This window comes from Phycisphaerae bacterium (assembly GCA_017999985.1).
GTDB lineage: Bacteria > Planctomycetota > Phycisphaerae > UBA1845 > Fen-1342 > JAGNKU01.
On record JAGNKU010000015.1, the window covers coordinates 35735 to 53627 of the forward strand.

The window sequence follows — 17893 nt, forward strand, 5'->3', positions numbered from 1 at the left end:
GCGTGCCCGCCGCGCGCCGGCGCGAGGTGCCTGGAATCTCAGGCAGGGAGGAGAGCGATGTCGAGTGATCGTAACCTCCGCTGGCCCATGAGCCTGCTGGGCAGCTTGCTGCTGTTGGCTTTGCTGGCGCAATTTCCCGCCTGCGATGTGCCACCCGCGACGGTCCCGGACAATAGCGCCGACGGTGGAAACGCAGTGCCCGGCGCGCTGGAAGCGGAGGTGCTTCCAGGTGCATTCATGACCATGCGGGACCCGGCCATCCTGGCTGGACAGCCGGTCACGGTCGAGTTCACCGGCCCGGCGGGCTTCCGAGCGACGATGGAAGCCTACAAGACAAGGGCGGGCGAGGCCGCCGTGCCGATCCCGCCGCTGGTGGATGTCGCCACCGGCGAGATGGTGGCGGGCACCCTATCCTACGGTGTGCTCGGCAGCACGCTGCGCAGCACGGTGAACGTCGCGGCGCCGCCGCCGGCCGAGGATACGCCGCCCGGCGCGGTGCTGCGGATCGTACTCGAGGCCGCGGCCGAGGAGCACGAACGGACCTACGCGGCCATCACGCAGATCCGCACGGAGCTCGGGGCGAACGCGCCGAATGCGGAGTTGCCCGGCGACATCTTCGCGGAGGGCATTGCGCTGCGGGCGCGGCTGGCGACGTATGACCAGACGGGCCAGTTTGTGCTTCCATTGCGTGACGGGACGTGGCACACGATGACGGCGGAGGAGATGACGCTGGCGGATCGCTGGCTGGCGTCCCTCATGGATGGGCTCGCTGAGCAAATGGAGTTGGAGGCGGGATTGCCGACGGCCAAGCTGATTGCGCGGGCGCAGGGCCAGTCGCCGCCGCGACCGCGGATCGACACGATGGCGCAGCAGGGAGTGCAGCGCGTGCGGCAGGCGATTCAGACCGGGGCCGCGGGTGCGTCGACGCTGGCGGCGGGCGTGGGAATCGGCGTGTGCCTGATCGGCCTGGCGGTCAACACGCCGGTCGTCGTGGTGATCGGCGGGTTCTGCGCGGTGGCGGGGGCGGCGGCATCGTTCGTGAACGGGGCGGCGGGCGGGACCAACGCGGATGCTTTTCTGGCACGCGACCCGCGGCGTTTCGACGCGAGCGCGGAAGCGTTGAGCCAGACGGCGCGCTACGGACTCGTGGCGGCATCCGCGGCAGCCGGGCCGGTTGGCCAGTTGGCCAATGTCGCCAGCCTGGCCGCGAGCAGCAAGGATTTCTATGCCAACGTCCGCGCGATCCGCTGCACGTCGTCCGCACCGCCGGGGAATAAGAAGAGCCTGACGTACCAGAGCGATGAGTTCTGCGTGGGCGTTACGGGCGGGCAGCCGCCGATCTCGCCGCCGGAGTGCCCGGCGCCCTCCGGGAGCCTGTTTGTGCGGACGACCACGGAGAATGGTCAGTACAGCGAGTATTGGCTCTGGCCGCCGAATGAACAGGACGGCAAGCCGGTAGGCCTATGCCGCACGTGGTATGGGGCGGACAAGACGGTGCTGGCGACCCAGGGCTGCCGCGACAGTGACGGCCGCCTGCAGGGGCTCTACCAGGCCTGGAGCCCGAGTGGCGCGCTGCGGTCGGAGGTCCATTATACGGATGGGCAACTGGACGGCTTGGTATTCGAGTACTACCCGGGCGGCGGAGTGCTGCGCATGGCGGACTACAAGCCGTTCGGTCCGTTCTCGGCCCCGGACGGGGTCGAATACTACTACGATGAAAACGGTCGCATCGTGCAGGAAACCACGTATGCGGACGGCGTCCGGAACGGTCGCTATCGTCGGTACCATGCAGGAAGCTCGGTGGTGTTCCTGGAGGGGTGGTATGTCGATGACAGGTCGGACGGGCACTGGTGCACCTACAATGCCGACGGCAGTCTGATGCAGGAATGTGTGTACCAACTGGGGCAGTTGGTTTCGTGCGCGCCATAACCGATCATTCGATCGGTCCACCAAGTGGCGGCGGTTATTGGGGGCGCAGGACACCCCGATAGCGCCTAGGGTTTCCTCCAACCCAGACGGTAAGGGCATCTTGCGACGGGGGAGACGCTGGTACCACCCGCCGGGCGAGTCGCTTTCAAAGCGGCCGCACACTGGGTGACGGTGGTTGGCGAAGGACTGCTGGGGGCAGATGTGACCAAGAAGAAGGGCGGTCAGCGCGGGGCTGACCGCCCGTGTGTTCATGTTCCCTGCACCGAATGCCGCGCGATGCGGTGGAATGTCTAGCGACGACGCAGCGCCAGCAGGCCCAAGGCCAGCAACGCCAGGCTGCCCGGCTCCGGCGTGACGTTCACGTTGTCGATCAGCGTGAACAGCAGCGCGGCGTCATTGACGTCCGTCGACGAGGTCGCGTTGATGTCACTGTGGCCGAAGAAGATGTTCCCGCCGCCGAGTGTGACAGTGTTGAGATCGATGGTGGCCATCAGCAAGCCATCAACGTGCCAGGTCAGGGTCGTGCCGGCCTTGGTGATTTGGACGAAGTGCCACTCCATGCCGGCGCTGCCGACGGCCGTGACGCCGGTCTGCTGGGGGAAGAGGGCGAGCTGCGCCGCCGGCGCCGTGTTGCTGCCAAACCCGGCGAAATAGGGGTTCGTGTTGTTACGCGTGGTGTACGGATACACCGGGCTGCCATCGGGGTAGCCGGTGGTCGCGGCGGTGGAATAAGCGCGCCAGTCGGCCGATGAGCCGCCGTCGCCGGTGCCCGCAAACCAGACGCTGTCCTGCACGCCGCCGGGCCACTGGGGGGTCACGCCGGCGGTGCCGACGCCGAAGGTGGACAGGTTGGTCGAGCCGCTGCCGCCGCCGGGGAACGGCCCGTTGAAGTTGGCCCACCAGTCGAACTCGACGACGTAGTCACCGGCGAAGCTCTGCCCGGTCGGCGAGACGCTCATGCCGCTGAAGATGCCGTTTTCCAAATTGGCCTGGAGCTTGAGGCCGCGGGTGCCGGTGCCGTTGGGGGCGACCGGAATGCCGACGGTGGAGTAGTCGAAGAAGAAGTCAGCGGCGGCGTCGGACGGTCCGTTGTTGAGCGTCCAGCTCCCCGTGGAATCGACCTCGAAATCCTGCATGTAGAGCGAGCCGTAGGCCGGTACGGCCACGAGCAGCACGCCCAGCGCAAGCGCACACCAGTTCGATCGCATTGGGTTCTCCTCTCCTCTTCCAGCATGCCGCCGAGCGGTCGGCGGTCTCGAGACGTGGCCCTGGACTGGCGGACCAGCCCCGGACCGGGTAGCGGCCCGCGGGAACACATGTCCCCGACGAGCCGCCGACAGTTTCCTATTTCCATCCTAATGTTTCAGGGCGCCGGGTCAATAGAAACTTTGGGACGGCCGGGGGGCGGCAGGCCGGCGGCGTGGCGGTGGAGAGTCTCAGATCTCATTCTGCCGGCCCCCGGACCCGGATGGTCCGGCTGCAAGTCCGGGGCGTTTTGCCACATAGGGAGTTATAGCGGTTCGCCGGGCTTGCGGTTGAAGTTGCCCACAGCCGCCCGCTGCGCGTTGCGGTTGCGTCGCGGCACGGGGAATTCCGCCCTTCCGCTTCACAGCGGGCAATCGGGGAAAGCGATTCAGGGCGCGAGCTTCACGGTGCAGGTGGCCTGGGCGGAGACCACGCGTTTCGTCAAATAGTCGACGAACGTGGCGCGGACCGTGATCTCCGTGTGCTTGGGTGGTTCTTTCGGCCAGGGGCACTTGATCGTGTAGTGGCCCGTCCAGAGCTTGCCGCTCCAGAGCTTGCCGACCTGGTCGACCGGCACGAAATATTCGCCGATGAGTTGGCCCCCGGGGGCGGCAAGGTCGTAGAGCTGAATGCGCACGTCGCCGGCGACCTTGATGACGTCGCCGTCCTTGTCCAGCGGGCGGAGATAGACGGTCACGCCGTCGTCGCCGGGTTGGCCGTCGTAATTGCCGCCGCCGGTGAGCTTGTCGATGACGAGCGTCTCCGGATAGAAGACTTTCTTGAGGTCGTCTTCCGAAATGGAGCGCGCGATGCGGAGTTGCTCGTTGACCTGGTCGAGGGCGGCCTTCTGGGCGACGAGCTGATCGTCCTTCTGCTTAAGTTTGGTATTGAGGTCGCTGATCTCACGCCGCAGGGAGATCTCGACGGGCGATTGACAGCCGGTGGTGAGGGAGAGCGCGGCGAGCAGAGCCAGCGGCCAAAGCCCCGAGCGCAGAGCCTGCGCATTGTGGCGTGGTCCGGCGACGACGCCGCCGGCACGGTGTGCCGTGGGGGGTGTTGCCGTGCACATCGTGCTACCCGCCTATTCCACGGGCCGAAGCGCGGGCGGCGACCCGGACTCCGGCATGGCCTCCAGCAAGTGGTCCGCTAGACCATAGGCGATGGACTGCTCGGCGTCCATCCAATTATTGCGGTCGCAGTCGGCGGTGATCTGCTCGAGCGATTTGCCGGTGTGCTTGGCCAGGACCTCGTAAATCTGCTTTTGCGTCCGCATCATCTCGTCGAGTTCGATGCGGATATCCGTCGCCGGGCCGCGGGCGCCGCCGAGCGGCTGATGGATCATCGTCCGCGAGTGGGGCAGGACGAAGCGTTTGCCGGGGGTGCCGGCGGCGGCGAGGACGGCGGCCATGCTGGCGGCGGCGCCGAGTACGTACGTCGCCACGGAGCAGGGGATAAACTGCATCGTGTCGTAAATGCCCATGCCGCTGTAGACGGACCCGCCGGGGGAGTTGATGTACAGGTGGATGTCCGCCTTCTTGTCCTCGTTGGCGAGGAAGAGCAGTTGGGCGATCACGACGTTGGACAGGTCGGAGTCGACCTCGTCGCCGAGGAAGACGATGCGGTCCTTCAGCAGCCGCGAGTAGATGTCGTAAGCGCGTTCAGCGCGGCCCTCGCGTTCGACGACGATCGGGATCAGTTGCGATCTGGTCATGCCAGCGGTGCCTTTCATTTCTTCTTCTTCTCGACCCGGCTTTCTTCCAGGATCTCGTCGATCAGACCGTATTCCTTGGCCTCGGCGGCGCTCATGTAGCGGTCGCGCTCGATGTCCTGGGCGATCTGCTCGGCCGACTTGCCGGTGTGCTCGGCCAGGATGCCGATCATCGTGTCCTTGACCCGCAGGATTTCGTTGGCCTGGATGCGCATGTCGGAGGCCTGGCCGCCGACGTAGCCCCACGGCTGGTGGATCATGATCTTGGCGTGCGGCAGCGCGAAGCGTTTGCCCTTGGTGCCGGCGGCGAGGATGAGCGCGGCGCCGCTGGCGGCCCCGCCGACGCAGTAGGTGGCGATCTCGCAGTTGAGGAACCGCATGGTGTCGTAGATCGCCAGAGTGTCGTCGATGTCGCCGCCGGGGCAGTTGATGTAGAGGTGGATGTCCTGGTCGCGCTTGATCGACTGCAGGTAGAGCATGCTCTTGATCACGTGGGAGCAGACGGTGCTGCTGTTGATCGTGATGCGCGGATCGAGCGGCAGGTCGAGGAAGATGATGCGGTTGTCGAGCAGGAGCTCATTGAGCCCCATCTGGCGCCATTCCATGCGCCCGCCGCCGCCCTGGGCCTTGAAACGGTCTGCATCCGGCCAGTATGCCATGGATTCTCCTTCCGTGGATCGCGGGTGCACGCACCCGCTGCGGAGCGTCTTACTCGGCCGCCGAGTCCTTCTTCTTGCGGGTCGACTTCTTCTTCGGCTTGGCCGGCTCTTCATCCTTATCGGCCGTCGCCGCGACGAACTGGGCTTGCTCCAACAAAATCGCCACGCACTTGTTGTCGCGGATCTGGTCGACGAGCTGGGTGAGCAGGCCGCGGGCCTGGAGGTCGTCGCGAACGCGGTCGAACCGGCGGTTATAAAGCTGGGCGATGCGGGCGATTTCCGTGTTGACTTCCTCGTCGTTGACGTGGACATCGAGCTGTTCGGCCACCTTTTCGAGGATGAAGCCGAGCTTGAGCTCGTTGGCGACTTCGGCCCTGGCCGAGGTGCGGAGCTCGTCGATGCGCGCCTCGATGTCGGGGATGGGGACGCCGCGGCGCTGCAGCTCGATCACGCGGCGCATGACGGCGCGGTCGGTCTGGCGGGCCGAGAAGTGCTCGGGCAGGTCGAGCGTCGTGTTCTTGAGGAGGTAATCCTCGACCTGGGATTTCTTGGCGCGCTCCACAAGCTGGTTGCGCTCGGAGGCGAGCTCGGCGCGCACGTCCTCGCGGGCGGCCTGCTCGTTTTCGTAGCCCCAGGCCTGGAGGAAGCTCTCCAACGGTTCGGGGACGAGGCGCTTGACCTCGTGGACGTTGAAGGTGAACTGCCCGGCCTTGCCGCGCAGGTCCGCGCGTTCGTAGTCATCGCCGATCTGGCAGTCGGTGGTGCGCGTGTCGCCGGGCTTGACGCCGGCAAGCACCTCGTCGAGCGCGAGCAGCGGGATGCCGTCGAGGCGGGTGGGCCGGACGCCCAGCGCGACATTCTCCTCGCGTTTGACCTCCTGCCCGTCAACGGTCAGGGTCACATCGGCGACGAGCTGGTCGTCTCGCTCGGCGGCGCCGTCGCTGATCAACTCCATGCGGCCGCGGATCTTGCGGCGGCGCAGGATCTGGTCCGCGACCATCTCGTCCGTGATCTCGATCTCGGGGGTCTTGATCTGGATGCCCTTCAACTCGGGCAGCGTGAAGGTCGGTTTGAGCTCCACCTCGCACGCATAGACGAAGTCGCCGGACTCGGGCAGCTTGATGTGCTGGAGGGCCTCGCCGATGTCCATGAGCTTGACGCCGTCGTCCATGGGGATGACGAACAGCGGGTCGCCGAGGACGTCGAGTTTCTCGTTCTCCGTGGCGGCGAAGTAGGATTGGCCGACGATGGAGGACGTGAGCGACTCACGGACCTCGGAGCCGAAACGTTTCTCGATGAGGCGGCGGGGGGCGCGCCCCTTGCGGAAGCCGGGCACGAACGCCTCGTGCACGAGCTCGTCGTAGTTGTGCTCCATGTGGTCGGCGATGGTCTTGGCCGGGACGGTGATGCGCAGCTCCTTGCGCAGCACGCCGATGTCCTTGGTTTCGGTCTTGACCGCCGACTTGAGTTCCTCGAGTAGGCGCTCGGACTCGGCCTGCGCCTTCTCCATGGCCTCGCGGTCGGTCTTGCCGGCTACGCCGGGGATATCCATGCTCAGTCTCCCGAAAAAGGTGACCGGAGGTGTAACCGTCTCCGGCGTTGCGGGGGAGCGCCCCGCGGGTTGGCCTGCTGATCCAGGATCGGCGGGCGGGCCTAAAGGTTGTTGGTCAGGCGGCTTACATCTCCACCGAGGAGGAACGTGACGATGATGGTCAGCCAGGTGATCAGGATGTTGGTCCAGAAGCTGGCGAAATTGACCATGTCGAGGCCCTGGAGGATGCCCAGCGCGACGCCGCCGCTGGACAGGGCCAGGCACCATTTCCGACTGCGAATCCAGAGCGGGTGCATTGCACGTGTCTCCTGTCGCCTCGTGGGCAGTTGCGATCTGGCTGGTACGTTAAACGGTCCACGGGCGGTGTCAAGCTGCGCGGGGGTCGGCGGACGGCCGCCGGGCGTCGCGCAGGTTCTACGGGCGGCGTGGGGGCGCGGAGATTGCCGTGCCGCCGCGCAAACGTGGGCGGCCGCGCGGCTCGTTCCGAGAATCGGTGGACGGGGTGCGGCGGCGGCGGGAGTCGCTTCTGGGACGTGGCGCAAGATGCGCCGGGCAGCGCGCCGGGCGGTTTTTTCGCGGTGGGGCGCGCTCAAGGCGTTTTGCGGGGGTCCCCGATAGCAACGGGGAACGTGGGACGGCTGGTCACGGGAGAAGTGTGGCCGACCGGCCCGGGGAATCAACCTGTTACCGTCGGCATGGATGCTGCGGCTGCTGTGGGAAAGCCCGTTGCGGTTGCATTGTCGGACCGTGCGTGGGAGCTGCAAGCGACGGGCGCAACGCGGAGGCTCCATCCGTGCCTGAGCCGTTTCTGATTCGCTATCTGCAACCGTTGCTGGCCGGCCGGCGGGCCGAGTGTTTCGACCTCGTGAGCGAGGCACTGCAAAACGGGGTGGGCGCCGAGGAACTGATCTGTGACGTCGTCTGGCCGGCGATGGCCCAGATCGAGCGGCTCTTCCGCGATGATCGCATCAACACCGCGGCCGAACACCTGGCCTGCCGGATCAACCGGACGGTGGCGGACCAGTTGCAGGCACACCTGCCGAAGCGTCCGCGGCACGGCAAGCGGGTGATCGTGGCGTGCGCGGACGGTCCGCATGAAGAGCTCGGCGCGCAGATGGTGGGGGACCTCTTCCAGTCGGAAGGCTGGGAGGTGTTCTTCGTGGGCGGCGGGGTGCCGGACGACGAAGTGCTGGCGATGGTCGGTCAGTTGCGGCCGGAAGTGCTGCTGATCTTCGGCGCGGAGCCCGAGGCCGTACCGAACACGCGCGCGATGATCGAGCGCATCCGCGACGTCGGCACGTGCCCGACGATGAACATCGTGGTGATCGGGGGGATCTTCAACCGCGCCGAGGGGCTGTGGCGTGAAATCGGCGCGGACGCCTGCTGCGATACGCCACGGGGGGCACTCGCCACCGCGGACTCACTCGGTCCGCGCGTGGCGCATGCACCGCGCGTCGGGCTGGTCAAGAAGCGCCGCCGGCGACGGAAGAACGCGCCGGCGCCAGTGCCGGTCTAAGCTCGCGTGCCGGACACGCCTGCCGGGCGTCAGCCGGGCAGGGTGACGGCCGTCGCGGTCGCATTGAACACCGCTCGCATCGATTGCGCCACGGCGGAAATCGACGCCATCAACGCGACCATGACCAAGACGAGCAGGACCGCGTACTCCATCGCGGTAGGGCCGTCCTCTTCGCGCAGAAACGCGCCGAGGCGCCGCCAGATTTCGTCCTGGAATCGCATGGTCTTCCTTCACCTTCATTCTGCGCGGAGTACCCGCGCGATGGCGCAGTCCATACAGAGTGTTCAAATGGGGCGCGCCCGGGGCAAAACAAAACGAAAATTCCGCGTGGCTGAGTTACCGGGCCACGGGCCGCGTCAGTTGCAGGAATGTTCTTACCCGGTCGTCCTTGGGCAGCCCACGGGCTGCCAGCCGAAACGCCGTGTAGGCCTCGTCGGTGCGTCCCTGCTGGAAGCGCATGAAGCCGAGGAGGAACTGCTCCTCGGCGGTCGTGTCGTCGCGGGCGGCAAGGCGGGCCGCCAGGGCGTCCACTTCGTCCGCGAAGTCCGCCGGGTCCGGATATACGCTCTGCAGGTCGAGATTCATCGGCGCGAGCCGGGGCTGGAGGTCGAGGCCGCGCCGCAGGACCTTGGCGGCTTCGTCGTCGTGCCCGAGGGCCATCTGCGCCTGGGCGAGGTGGATGCGGCAGGCGGGATCAGCGTGGTTCAGGTCCGCGGCGCGCGTCAAGGCGATCAGGGCCGCCCGGTAATCGCCCGCGCGCAGCGCCGCGAGACCCTCCTCGACGGCCATCTCATGGGCGCTGAGCAGTCGCAGCTTGCGCTGTCGCATGTCGCGCACGGCGCGCCGTTCGGCGACGGCGGCGCGGGCCTCGGCCCGGCGGGCATGCTGCAACTCGCGCCATTGGCGAACGGCGGAGGGGTCGCTCAGGTCCAGATAGACGTGGTAGCGGAACTCGGGCCAGAGCGGGTTGGGCACGACGGTTTGCACGAGGCGATAGCGCCGGTCGCGGGGGCGCGCGGCGTCGCCGTCCGGAGCGGGATCCGCATCGGCCGGTGGGTTCGCGGGTGGTCGGATGACGTCATCTGGTTGAGGGGTCTCGGCGTGACTGGGTGGCCCCAGGGCCGGCACGATGAGGATCGCCGGACGCGCGGGTTGGGGGGCGGTCCGCGTGTCGGCGGCGCCGTCCTGGGCGACGGCCGCGGCGACGCTGCAGCACAACCAGCAAGCGCACAGTGGAAGCAGGGGGCGGATGGGAAACATGATCGCTGCCTCCTCGAAGGACAGAGCCACTTCCCAGTGAAAAGTATAGCACGCCCCGAATGACGTGGGCAGGGGCGCGTCGGCGGGGGCCTTACATCGCGTGCAGGAGCTCCGGGGCCAGCAGGACGACCGTCATGGTGCGCGCGTTGAAGAGCATGTGCACCAGGATGCATGGCCAGACAGAGCCGGTGGCGAAGCGCAGGTAGCCCAACACGATGCCCATCGACACGAGCGGTAGCACATCCTGGGGTTGAGCGTGCACAGCGCCGAAAGCGCCGGCGGAGACGAGGATGGCGGGCCAGGCCAGCCCGGTGTGGTGGCAGATGGCCTGGAGGAGGAGGCCGCGAAAGAAGAGCTCTTCGGCGAGCGGGGCCACGAGCACGGCGCCGATGAGCAACTGCCAGCGCCCCCACGTGCCCCAGTCGCTGCGTTCGAGGGCCTGCAGCACCGCGTGGACCGGGGGGGCGACATCCGGGTGCAGCCAGCGCCACACGACGCGACCGGCCTCTTCCTGGAGCGTCACGATGGGCAACAGCACGAGCAGGGCGACGACGGCCGCCGCGCTGCCGCGCCACAGGCCGGGGCGACGCGCGGGCCCGCGCGCCGTGTAGGCGAGGAGAACGACGATGAGCCCGGCGACGGTGACGGCGGCGCCTTGTTCGGCGGCCATCGTGCGGTGCCAGAGGTCCGACCCGGGCGCGAGCGGCGCCGCGGCCTCGGCGGGCGGGGGCTGAACGAGGAGGCGCAGCAGGCTGAACTGCAGGGCGAAAAAGACGAGTAGAACAGCGCCGACGGCCGCCACGGTGGGACCCTGCTGAGGCAGCGCGACGCCGGCGAGCGGATCGCGCCAGCGCCCGGCCCGCGCCAGCCAGACGACCACGCCCAGACCGGCCGAGGCGCCGAGCGCCAGAAGGGCGAGGTGAATGGCTTGCAGTGTATCGGCGAGCGTGGCTAGCATGGCAGCGCAAGCACTCGTACAGGCAAAGGGCACGGCGTGGCCACTATCCTCGCGGAGATTCTGGCGCACAAGCGAGTGGAAGTCGAGCAAGCCCGCCGCGCGCAGCCGCTGGCGGAGCTGCAAGCGTTGGCCGGCTACCACTTGCCCCGGCGCAATTTCTACGGGGCCGTGGCAGCGCCGCACCGGCGGGGGCCGAACGTGATCGCGGAGATCAAGCGGGCGAGCCCGTCGGCGGGGCTGTTGCGGGCCGATTTCGACCCGGTGCGGATCGCGGAGCAATACGCTGCCGGCGGCGCGGACGCGCTCAGCGTGCTGACGGACCAGCGGTTTTTCGGCGGGCACCTCGAATACCTGGGCCAGGTGAAGGCGGCGGTCGGGCTGCCCGTGCTGCGGAAGGACTTCCTGGTCGATCCGTACCAGGTGCACGAGAGTCGGGCGTACGGGGCGGACGCGGTGCTGGTGATCATGGAGGCCGTGGACCGGAGGACGGCGGCGGAGCTGGTGGCGCTGGCGCGCGAGCTGGAGCTGGGCGTGCTGCTGGAAGTGCACACGCGGGCCGCGTTGCTGGCGGTGCAAGACATGTTGCCGGGGGCACAACGGGTGGGCGTGCTGCTGGGGATCAACAATCGCGACCTGGAGACGCAGCGCGTGGACCTCGCGACGGTCGAGCAGTTGGCGCCGCTGGTGGCGCCGGGCTGGCCGCTGGTGGCCGAGAGCGGCATGAAGTCGGCGGACGACCTGGCCCGAATGCATGCGGCCGGGGCGCGGGCGGTGCTGGTGGGCGAGCTGCTGATGCGGAGTGGGGACCCGACCCGGACACTGCGGGACTTGTTCACCTGAGGGGTGGAAGCCGCGGCGGCGGGCGCAAAAAAGCAGACCGGGCGGTCAGTAACCGCCCGGCCCGAACCGAGAAGTGAGAACAAGCTTCGTAGGATCAGTGGCTACCGCAGCAGCGACAAGACCTGCGAGCTCTGCTGATTCGCCAAGCCGAGCAGGGACATGGCCGACTGCAGCAGGATGTTCTGCCGGTTGAGCTCGGCGCTCGCCACGGCGTAATCCAGGTCGTTGATGACGCCCTTCGCCGTTTCGAGGCCTTCCTTCGTATCATTCAGCGAGTTCAAGGCCGTGTTGACCTGGAACTTCTGGAAACCGCCGATCCGGCCCTGCAGCGTGGCCACCTGGTTGGCGGCGACGCGGGCGATCGTGGCGGCCTGCGACGGGTCATTGATCAGCGAGTTCGCGCCACCGCTGCCCAGCGACCGGAGGTAGCCCTCGGTCGCGTTGCCCAGCGCTGCGGTGTACACGCCATCGATGCCGAGCGTGGCGCGCGTGTTGGCGTTGGTGCCGAGCTGGAACGTGGCACCGCTCCGGCCGTCGCCGCTGCCCTTGACGGTCAACGTGACGGTGCTGGTGAGCGAGCCGAGGTCGAACGCGACGCTGATGCCGCCGCCGCTGTAGTTGACGTGGTCGCCATCCACCGCCGTGGCCTGGCCGTTGACGGTGACGACGGCGTCGATACCACTGTCACTCTTGTCCTGGACCGTGTTGCCTTCGATGAGCTTGGTGCGGACAAAGGCATCGCTGCCCGTATCCGTGCTGTAGAGGTTCAGGTGGGTGCCGCTGACCACGGCGGAGACGCCGGTCTGCGCCTTGGCCTGGTTGATCTTGTAGGCCACCGAGGAGACGTTCTCGGTGGACAGCGCGGTGATGACCGCCGTGCCGAGCTTGCCCTGCACGGAGAACGACGAATCGGCCGAAGCGCTGGTCGTCATGACGGAGGTCACGACGGCCGCGGAGGCGGCCGAGACGCGTTGGACGGTCAGCGCGACGTCGGAGCTGCCCGGCGTGCGACTGAAGACCTTGACGTCGGTGATCGCGCCGGCGGTCCCGACGTTGGTGTTGATGCCGAGCGAGCCGTCGAGCAGCTTCTTGCCGTTGAACTGCGTGCTGCTGACGATCCGGTCGATCGCCGCCAGGGCGTCGTCGATCTGGGCCTGGTTGGCCGCGATCTCGTCCGCGGTCAGACCGGCCTCGTTCGCCGACTCGTTGGCGAGGCGCTGAATGTCGGAAATCGCGGAAGCGATCTGGCCCAGGGCGCCGTCGGCTACACCCAGGATCGCGTCGGTGCGCTGGTTGCTGGCGATGCCGGCGTTGACGCTGGTCAACTCGGAATCGATGCTCGTGACCGCCAGCAAGCCGGCGGGATCATCCGCGCCCCGGTTGATCTTGTAGCCCGTCGCCATCTGTCCGAGGACGTTGCTCTGGGCCTTGGATGTGCGGTTGAGGATGTTCAGAAGGGACAATGTGCCAACGTTGTTCACTGTCAATGCCATTGCGTTTTCTCCTTGCAGCCTGTCTTTCGCGGAAAGAGACCTGCTCAAAGGCTTCAAAACGCATGGCCTGGAAAGCAAAGGGGCAACGGCGGTTTTTTCGGGGGAGTCGGCGCGGGGGTCCGCGAATGTCGCCGCTGAAGACGAGCGTCCCAGAGTAGGGGCCGGGGCGTCGGACGCGACGTGCGATTACGGGCCGGCGCGCGGACCGGCGTTAAGCGGACGTGACGGCGGCACCGGCCGCCAAAAAAAGACGGCGGCCGGTCCCGTCATGGGTATCGGGACGTGTGGCCGCCGGAGGTCGCTGGCGGGCAGGTTACCGAGCGTGATCAGTCCCAGTACCAGAAATCGAAGTCGTACCAGTCGTCGTCGTACCAGTCACAGCAATCCTCATAATGATCGTCGTCGTGGAACCAGCCGTCGGTGATGACGTAGATCGTGCCGTCCCACTCCGGCAGCTCGCACGTGACGGTGCCCGCCAGGCAGATGCTGCAGAGGACGAGCGCCAGCCGCTTCAGGCTTCCGGTCCGCAACATGATTGTCACTCCCATACCCGAGGTTTCTGGCCGGTTAGACACGGCCCGGTGCCTGAGGTTGGTGGGGCTTTAGGATTTCCGCCGGCGGATCTTCACGGGGCCGCCTCCTCCGTCCGGGCCTCGGCCAGCCGGCCCAGGATCCGGCGCCGCTCCGGGTGGTCGGGCTGCAGTCGCAGGACCAGGCCGTAGTCGGCCGCGGCCGCGCGCGCCTGGCCGGCCTCCCACGCCGCGTCGGCGACCCGGAGCAGGAGATCGGCGTCCAGGGGGCGCAGCGCGCGCGCGCGGCGCAACCACTCCAGGTGCAGCGCCTCGTCGCCGGCCTGGCTGTAGCGCTCGGCGGCCACGAGGCAGGCGTGCACCCGGATGGCGTCGTGCTGGTGCGGGTCGAGCTCGGCACGCAGACGCTCATAGCGTAAGTAGTCCGGCAGGGCCCCCGCCGCGAGCGCCAGCTCCGAAAACGCCGCGAGCACGCTGGCGGTCGGTGGGTGCAACAGATCCGCGGCGCGGCTTTTCAGCACGGCCAGACCCAGCTCAGGTCGCCCGAGCTGTTGCCAGAGGCGCGCGTGCAGGACGTGGGCGGCGGGTTCGTTCAGGCCGGCGTCGAGTGCCTGGCGGAGCTGGTAGAGGGCGGCGTCGGGCCCACAGCAGAGGAACTGCTCGTCGCCGGGGCGCGCCTCGACGAGCAGGTAGCCGTCGATGAACTGTCCGGCGCGGCCGCCGCGCACCGTGCGCACCTCGGCCTGGCCGAGGACGGGGCCGCGGGCGGCGAGGGCCTGAGCGCAGCGCCATTGGAATTCGGGTTGGTGGCACCACGCGCGGGGCGCGCCGGCGAGTCGTTCGAGGGCCAGCGTAGGCCGGCCGGCCAGAAGTGCGGCGTCGATCCAGGCCAGCCGCAGGTCGGCGTCGGCGCTGCATTCCGCCACGGCGGGGGAGAGGAGGCGCTCGGCGCCGGCGAGGTCGTTCGCGGCGAGCAGGGCGCGGGCGGTGGCGACCGTTGCTGCGCCGCGGTTGGCCGGCGCGGTCGCGGGCGCCACGACGTCGGAGGCGCGTGTCGCTGGGCGGATGGCCAGGAGAATCAGTGTACAGGCCGCGAGCTTTCGCATAGGCTGTTGATCGCTGCCGGGCACGACGGCTGTGGATCGTGCGCGGGCACAGGCCGCATTGTGGCACGCTGAATCCGGCGTGGCAATCGAAAAGATGGACGCACACACGCTCGAATGTCTCGACTTTCCGCGGATTCGCGCGTTGCTCGCGCAGTACGCGCTGACCGGGCTGGGGCGGGGGCTCGCGGAGGGGATCCACCCGATCGCGCGCGTGGCGCTGGTCGAGCGCTGGTTCGCGCAGGTGCGCGAGCTGACGCAGTTGATCGAAGAGCGCGGCATGCCGCCATTCGGCGGGATCACGGACGTGCGCGCGATCCTCGCGCGCTGCGGGCCGCCGCTGCGAGTGACCGTGGAGGAGATGGCGCAGGTGGGCGCGACGCTTGAGGGCACACACGCGCTGGCGGAGTACCTGCGCGAGCTGCCCCCTGAGCGCCCGGAGCTGTTGCATCTCGCAGGACGCATCGGGGACTTCCGCACGATCGCGGACCGGATTCGGGCGGTGATCGACGAGCGCGGGCAGGTGCGTGACAGCGCCAGCCCGAAGCTGGCGGGGCTGCGGCGCGAAATCGAGGACGCCGCGCACCAGATCCAGCACACCATCGAGCGCCTGTTGCATGACCCGGGCATCCGGCGGCTGCTGCAATACCCGAACCACACATTCCACGGCGACCGGCTGGTGCTGCCGCTGCGGAGCGAGTATCGCGGGCGGCTCCCGGGGATCGTGCACCGGGCGTCCGACAGCGGGGCGACGCTGTACGTCGAGCCGGGCGAGGTGGTCGAGCTGAACAACCGGATCAGCAACCTGCGCAGCGCCGAGCAGGAGGAGATCGGCCGGCTGCTGTGGGAGCTGACGCACGAGGTGCATCTGAACGGGCGGGAGATTCACAAGACGCTGGATACGCTGGCGGTGCTGGACCTGATTGCGGCCAAGGTGCGGTTGGCCCGTGATTACGGGCTGCGCTGCCCGGGCCTGGGGGCGGAGGGGACGCTGAACGTGCATGGGGCCCGGCACCCGCTGCTGCTGGAGCTGGCGCGGAGCAAGGGCGCGCCGGCCCACGACGCGGTCGTCCCGATCGACTATCGCATTGGCCAGGACTTCAACCTGCTGATCGTGACGGGGCCCAATACCGGTGGCAAGACCGTCACCCTGAAGACGATCGGGCTGCTCTGCCTCATGTACCAGGCCGGCATTCCGGTGCCGGTTGCGGAAGGCAGCGAGCTGGGCGTGTTCAGCAACATCCTGATCGACGTGGGTGACGAGCAGAGCATGCAGCAGTCGCTGAGCACGTTCAGTGCGCACCTGACGCGCCTGATTGACATGCTGCGTCACGGGGGCCCGCGCACGCTGCTCTTGATCGACGAGCTCGGGGCGGGGACCGACCCGGATGAAGGTGCGGCACTGGGGCGGGCCATTCTCGAAGAGCTGCTCCGCCTGCACTGCCGCGCGGTCGTGACGACGCACCTGGGTGCGTTGAAGGGTTTCGCGCTGATGCACGAGGGTGCCGAGAACGCCTGCGTCGAGTTCGACACGCAGACGCTGCGGCCGACCTTCCACCTCTCGTTGGGCGAACCTGGGCAGAGCAACGCTATCGAGGTCGCGCAGCGCCTGGGCATGTCCAAACGCATGATTGCCGCGGCGCGGCGCAACCTCTCGCGGAAGGCGCGGGCGCTGCATGCGGCGCTGGAAGGCACGCGCCAGGTGAAGCGCCAGGCCGAGAGCGCCCGGCGCGCGGCCGACGATGCGCGGCTGGCGGCGGGCCACGCGCAGAGCGCGGCACACGAGGCGCAGGCGCGGCTGGAACGACAAAAGGCCGATTTCGAGCGCTGGGTCCAACGCGTCGTGCATCTGCAGCCGGGCGATGCCGTCCGGGTGCGTGACTTCGACCGCGATGGGAAGATCGTGCGGATGCGGCTGGACCAGCAACGAGCCGAGGTGGACGTCGGGGCATTCTCGGTCGAGGTCCCGCTGGGCGACGTTCTGCCGCCGGAGACGCCGCCGCCGCCGCCACGACCGCCGCGTCCGGTGACGGTCGAGAGCCTGCCGCCGCGCCGGCGCGGGGAACGCCGCGGACCGCCGGCGGGTGCCCGGCCGGCGCCGCCGGAGCGTGCGCCACGTGCGGCGGGCCAGCCGCGCGAGGAGCGGCCGCGGCCGGAGCCGGTGATGCCGCCGCTGACGGACGAGCAGCTCGCGGCGCTGCAGCCGGAAGACCTGGTGTACGTCAAGCGTTTTCACCGCGCGGGTCGGATCGTGCGGCTCAAACCGGGCAAGAACCTGGCGGTGGTGAACGTCGGGCTGCTGGAGGTGGAAGTGCCGTACAGTGGGTTGGCGCAAGCCAATCGTCCGCAGCCGGCCGCGCCGGCACCCCGCCCACATGCGGAGCCGCGGCCGAAGGTGCCTCCGCCAGCGCCGAGCGCGGACGCGCCGCCGGCGCCAGCGCCCACCGAACCGGCGCCGCCGACGGCCGCGGCTGAAGGTCCGGACGCCCCGCTGCCCGAAGCGCCCACCGAGGCACCCGCGGAACCCGGTGCGGAACCGCCGGCCGCTCCGCCGGCGGCTACGTGAAATAGAGCCGGCTGGAGTAGTACACGCGCCCGTAGCGCGACACGGCCCAGTACCAGGTCTTGGCGCCGCTGTGCGACACCGTCACGTCGATGACGCCCGTCGCGGACGTGATCACCAGGTAGCGCTTGTTGGTGGAGAGCGTCTGGAGGACGGTGCCGGCGTTGAACGTGACGGACGCGGGGGTGGTCGCAGTCACGCCACCGCCGACGGCATCGGCCAGCCAGCAATCGAGCAGGCTGTAGGTGCCGGTGGGTGCGAGAATGTTCGTGTGAATCGTGTCGGCGAGCTCGGGATCGACTGCGAGGTTGAGAGCGGCGGCCCAATCGGGGCAGAGGCGGTCGGCGAGCTCACGGATGAAGTCGGCGTGGGCGCGGACCTCGTCATCGGAGCGCGAGAGCGGCGCGCGAATCTGGGCCAGGGCGGTGGCGATCTGCAGGGCGCTGGTCTCGATGCGCTGTGAGCTGAACGGCCCGCGGCCCAGGTCGGGTCCGAAGAACTCGGTATGGCGTTGATTCACAGCGTGCTCCTTTCGGC

The 17893-nt window shown here is 68.3% G+C and carries 17 protein-coding genes; 4 read left to right on the forward strand and 13 right to left on the reverse strand.

Going from position 1 to position 17893, the window contains the following annotated elements:
* Positions 1-57: 57 nt before the first annotated feature.
* Complete coding sequence (locus KA383_16985; GenBank protein ID MBP7747814.1) at positions 58-1929, forward strand: hypothetical protein; 1872 nt, start codon at positions 58-60, stop codon at positions 1927-1929.
* A 290-nt stretch (positions 1930-2219) separates the two neighbouring features.
* Here KA383_16985 and KA383_16990 read toward each other — a convergent pair whose 3' ends face one another.
* The 6 genes from KA383_16990 to KA383_17015 form a co-directional block, all read right to left on the reverse strand.
* Entirely contained in the window at positions 2220-3137 is a 918-nt protein-coding gene (locus KA383_16990; protein MBP7747815.1) for a PEP-CTERM sorting domain-containing protein, read from the reverse strand.
* 425 nt (positions 3138-3562) lie between these two features.
* Positions 3563-4243, reverse strand: a complete 681-nt coding sequence (locus tag KA383_16995) for a hypothetical protein (protein MBP7747816.1) — start codon at positions 4241-4243, stop codon at positions 3563-3565.
* 12 nt (positions 4244-4255) lie between these two features.
* Entirely contained in the window at positions 4256-4885 is a 630-nt protein-coding gene (locus tag KA383_17000) for an ATP-dependent Clp protease proteolytic subunit (protein ID MBP7747817.1), read from the reverse strand.
* A 14-nt stretch (positions 4886-4899) separates the two neighbouring features.
* Complete coding sequence (locus tag KA383_17005; protein MBP7747818.1) at positions 4900-5472, reverse strand: ATP-dependent Clp protease proteolytic subunit; 573 nt, start codon at positions 5470-5472, stop codon at positions 4900-4902.
* 118 nt (positions 5473-5590) lie between these two features.
* The gene (gene tig / locus KA383_17010) at positions 5591-7093 is read right to left on the reverse strand and encodes a trigger factor (protein ID MBP7747819.1); all 1503 of its coding nucleotides are present in this window, start codon (positions 7091-7093) and stop codon (positions 5591-5593) included.
* Positions 7094-7194: 101 nt separating this feature from the next.
* Positions 7195-7389 carry a hypothetical protein gene (locus KA383_17015; protein ID MBP7747820.1) on the reverse strand — a complete coding sequence of 65 codons (195 nt, stop codon included), beginning with the start codon at positions 7387-7389 and terminating at the stop codon, positions 7195-7197.
* 497 nt (positions 7390-7886) lie between these two features.
* Here KA383_17015 and KA383_17020 point away from each other — a divergent pair, with 497 nt between their 5' ends.
* Positions 7887-8609 carry a cobalamin-dependent protein gene (locus KA383_17020; protein ID MBP7747821.1) on the forward strand — a complete coding sequence of 241 codons (723 nt, stop codon included), beginning with the start codon at positions 7887-7889 and terminating at the stop codon, positions 8607-8609.
* A 29-nt stretch (positions 8610-8638) separates the two neighbouring features.
* On the opposite strand, the gene KA383_17025 is transcribed toward KA383_17020, so the two are convergent.
* From KA383_17025 to KA383_17035, 3 genes are all read right to left on the reverse strand, one after another.
* A complete protein-coding gene (locus tag KA383_17025) occupies positions 8639-8830 on the reverse strand; it encodes a Flp family type IVb pilin (GenBank protein MBP7747822.1) in 192 nt (63 codons plus the stop codon).
* Positions 8831-8945: 115 nt separating this feature from the next.
* On the reverse strand, positions 8946-9869 hold the full coding sequence (locus KA383_17030) for a tetratricopeptide repeat protein (GenBank protein ID MBP7747823.1): 924 nt from the start codon (positions 9867-9869) through the stop codon (positions 8946-8948).
* Positions 9870-9960: 91 nt separating this feature from the next.
* Positions 9961-10827 (reverse strand): CPBP family intramembrane metalloprotease, encoded by an 867-nt coding sequence (locus KA383_17035; GenBank protein MBP7747824.1) that lies wholly within the window; start codon positions 10825-10827, stop codon positions 9961-9963.
* A gap of 36 nt (positions 10828-10863) precedes the next feature.
* On the opposite strand from KA383_17035, the gene trpC reads away from it, so the two are divergent.
* On the forward strand, positions 10864-11667 hold the full coding sequence (trpC, locus tag KA383_17040; GenBank protein MBP7747825.1) for an indole-3-glycerol phosphate synthase TrpC: 804 nt from the start codon (positions 10864-10866) through the stop codon (positions 11665-11667).
* Between the two features lie 101 nt (positions 11668-11768).
* Here the strand turns inward: trpC and KA383_17045 are convergent, their stop codons facing one another.
* From KA383_17045 to KA383_17055, 3 genes are all read right to left on the reverse strand, one after another.
* Positions 11769-13160: a flagellin gene (locus KA383_17045; GenBank protein ID MBP7747826.1), complete on the reverse strand. Its 1392-nt coding sequence runs from the start codon at positions 13158-13160 to the stop codon at positions 11769-11771.
* Between the two features lie 326 nt (positions 13161-13486).
* Positions 13487-13693 (reverse strand): hypothetical protein, encoded by a 207-nt coding sequence (locus KA383_17050; GenBank protein ID MBP7747827.1) that lies wholly within the window; start codon positions 13691-13693, stop codon positions 13487-13489.
* A gap of 92 nt (positions 13694-13785) precedes the next feature.
* Positions 13786-14796: a hypothetical protein gene (locus KA383_17055; GenBank protein ID MBP7747828.1), complete on the reverse strand. Its 1011-nt coding sequence runs from the start codon at positions 14794-14796 to the stop codon at positions 13786-13788.
* 79 nt (positions 14797-14875) lie between these two features.
* On the opposite strand from KA383_17055, the gene KA383_17060 reads away from it, so the two are divergent.
* Positions 14876-17359 (forward strand): DNA strand exchange inhibitor protein, encoded by a 2484-nt coding sequence (locus tag KA383_17060; protein ID MBP7747829.1) that lies wholly within the window; start codon positions 14876-14878, stop codon positions 17357-17359.
* Here the strand turns inward: KA383_17060 and KA383_17065 are convergent.
* Complete coding sequence (locus KA383_17065) at positions 17352-17876, reverse strand: hypothetical protein (GenBank protein MBP7747830.1); 525 nt, start codon at positions 17874-17876, stop codon at positions 17352-17354. The genes KA383_17060 and KA383_17065 overlap by 8 nt on opposite strands.
* Between the last annotated feature and the right edge of the window lie 17 nt (positions 17877-17893).

Bases quoted from the DNA above. Each gene is read 5' to 3' on its own strand.
- KA383_17050 (MBP7747827.1), bottom strand. From the start codon at position 13,693: ATGTTGCGGACCGGAAGCCTGAAGCGGCTGGCGCTCGTCCTCTGCAGC.
- KA383_17015 (MBP7747820.1), bottom strand. From the start codon at position 7,389: ATGCACCCGCTCTGGATTCGCAGTCGGAAATGGTGCCTGGCCCTGTCC.
- KA383_16985 (MBP7747814.1), top strand. From the start codon at position 58: ATGTCGAGTGATCGTAACCTCCGCTGGCCCATGAGCCTGCTGGGCAGC.
- KA383_17025 (MBP7747822.1), bottom strand. From the start codon at position 8,830: ATGCGATTCCAGGACGAAATCTGGCGGCGCCTCGGCGCGTTTCTGCGC.
- KA383_17000 (MBP7747817.1), bottom strand. From the start codon at position 4,885: ATGACCAGATCGCAACTGATCCCGATCGTCGTCGAACGCGAGGGCCGC.
- KA383_17045 (MBP7747826.1), bottom strand. From the start codon at position 13,160: ATGGCATTGACAGTGAACAACGTTGGCACATTGTCCCTTCTGAACATC.
- tig (MBP7747819.1), bottom strand. From the start codon at position 7,093: ATGGATATCCCCGGCGTAGCCGGCAAGACCGACCGCGAGGCCATGGAG.
- KA383_17035 (MBP7747824.1), bottom strand. From the start codon at position 10,827: ATGCTAGCCACGCTCGCCGATACACTGCAAGCCATTCACCTCGCCCTT.
- KA383_17030 (MBP7747823.1), bottom strand. From the start codon at position 9,869: ATGTTTCCCATCCGCCCCCTGCTTCCACTGTGCGCTTGCTGGTTGTGC.
- KA383_16995 (MBP7747816.1), bottom strand. From the start codon at position 4,243: ATGTGCACGGCAACACCCCCCACGGCACACCGTGCCGGCGGCGTCGTC.
- KA383_16990 (MBP7747815.1), bottom strand. From the start codon at position 3,137: ATGCGATCGAACTGGTGTGCGCTTGCGCTGGGCGTGCTGCTCGTGGCC.
- KA383_17005 (MBP7747818.1), bottom strand. From the start codon at position 5,472: ATGGGGCTCAATGAGCTCCTGCTCGACAACCGCATCATCTTCCTCGAC.
- KA383_17055 (MBP7747828.1), bottom strand. From the start codon at position 14,796: ATGCGAAAGCTCGCGGCCTGTACACTGATTCTCCTGGCCATCCGCCCA.